Genomic DNA, 1,889 nt, shown 5'->3' with positions numbered 1-1,889 from the left:
ACCCGCCAAGCCAACCGCCGATCACACGACCTAATCACCGCCGTGACCAGCAGCTACCCGACAACGCAATAGCCCTGGGGAGAAGATGGCCCGCGACCTGGCCGGATGATGTGGTGGAGCCCAGGGGACTCGAACCCCTAAGCCGCGAGCCTGGCTCGCATCGGGTTGAAGCGGACCGATCGCCGCTCCGACCTCGCTCCGACCGGTCAACGCCTCTCGACGTTTCACACTGCTTGCGGCGCTCATTTGTACTGGCGTTGTACTAGTTGATCTCCACCACAGCATCGACGGATGAGCCCCTGCATTGCAAGGATCAAGACTGCTGTCGGCCGGCGTCGGTCGCTACGGCTGACCTGCTCGCCGTGTCGCCTACTGTCGGCCCCGGGCCGTATCCGTCGGCGGGCTTGGCTGTACGGGTGGCTGTACAGCCCACCTTCTGGTCGGTAGGACCGTCCGGTATCCACGGACACCTGGGGGCTCGCCTCGACACCAGGTCGGGGCCGCCGTTCATCCGAGGGACGGCCGTGTCGGCGCGGCTGGGTCAGGCTGAGGTCAGGAGGCAGCCGCTTGCGGGTTGCCGCCGGAGGACGCCTGAACTGGCCACTCTGTCCCCCTGGCTTCTATCTCCAGTACGTTGGTCAACGATGGAATTCACCGCTGTGCTGAAGTCGATCCTTGTGGCCATCGTCATCGTCTCAGGGCTTGGGGTTCTCTTCTTGATGGGTTACCCGTCACGCTTCGGGGTGGCCGATCGAAGCGAAGCTGAGCGCGCGGCAATGATTGAGACGGACCGTCGACATCATCGTCTGGTTAACCGGGGAATGTCAGCAGTCATTTCGATCATCACCGGCGTGCTCGCTGTAGCCATCCTCGCCGGTCCGGCGGACAAGCGATCAAGCGGGCTTGTTATGGCGGCAATGTCATTGGTCAGCGCTGCTGTGTTCGTGCTGCTCATTCGCCGGGATCGGAGGCGGCCTGGGGGTTAGAAGAAGATCACGGAGGGCTGCTCGGGTGATCCCTTCCATGGTCGGAGTGTCGGCGCTTGTCGGCTCTCGTCGGCCTTGGATGGCTGGCTTGGCTGTATGGATGGCTGTACAGCCAGACCTCTTCGTCCCGAACGCCGGGTACGAAACACCATTGGGGTGTCGTCCGGTGTGTCCAGTTCCGTCGACATGGTCGTTACACATGCCAGTGTGACCAGAGAGTCCCACCTTCGGCGAGATCAAGCCTGCAGCCCCAGTTGCAGGCTCGTGCTTGAATGTATAACCGTGATTCTCACCGAATCGTTAGCCGCCACCACAGTCCAGACTATACCCGTTCTCGCGCTTGCCTTAGTCCTTGAATATAGGTTACTAATAAGGCGCGACATGCGAAACCGGAAGAATGGATTGCAGCAACGGGAACTATTCCTTGCGCAGCTGGCGCGAGCCAGGAGAGAATTGATAGAAATTGGCGATCCGGCCGACTGGCCAGAAGGGGCAGACAGGGGGCAGATCCAGGCGCGTAGGGAGTCAATAGCTCGAGAGGTTGAGGAGGTTTTCAACGACCCCCGCTGGCGTGGGCCAGGATATGGGTTGATTTGGCGGACACTGGGTGTGCTGTCCTATGGACTCGTCGCAATCACTAACGGGTTCGCTATGATTATCTCGGTTATTTCCTTGGCCGGCGGTGAAATAGATGCGAGAATGGCCGGACCATTCGTGGTTGCCGCTTTTGTTGCCTCAACAATCCTCCTCGTCATAGCGCCATTCATGGCAACACACCTCTCATGGTTTAGCGATATACGCAGAGGCGCTCAATCGTTGAATGGCTTAGCTTGATCTTTAACCTGTGCGGCGTGGCCGGGGATTGGTCGATTTCTTCTGGGAAGAGGTTGTCTTCCCGGTCGC

General features: G+C 59.9%; 2 protein-coding genes. Both read left to right on the top strand.

Annotated elements, in window-relative coordinates:
• The first annotated feature begins 644 nt into the window (after positions 1–644).
• Positions 645–986 (top strand): hypothetical protein, encoded by a 342-nt coding sequence (locus ACLQ2S_RS27095; protein ID WP_425703802.1) that lies wholly within the window; start codon positions 645–647, stop codon positions 984–986.
• Positions 987–1,268: 282 nt separating this feature from the next.
• Positions 1,269–1,820: a hypothetical protein gene (locus tag ACLQ2S_RS27090; RefSeq protein WP_425703800.1), complete on the top strand. Its 552-nt coding sequence runs from the start codon at positions 1,269–1,271 to the stop codon at positions 1,818–1,820.
• Positions 1,821–1,889: the final 69 nt, after the last annotated feature.

The organism is Micromonospora sp. DT48, from assembly GCF_049844495.1.
Classification (GTDB): Bacteria; Actinomycetota; Actinomycetes; order Mycobacteriales; family Micromonosporaceae; genus Micromonospora.
The sequence above is the reverse complement of the archived record's forward strand: the minus strand, read 5'-3'. Positions and strand labels throughout refer to the sequence as shown.

What these genes read in the sequence shown, in the direction of transcription:
- ACLQ2S_RS27095 (WP_425703802.1), top strand. Translation starts at nt 645, where the DNA reads ATGGAATTCACCGCTGTGCTGAAGTCGATCCTTGTGGCCATCGTCATC.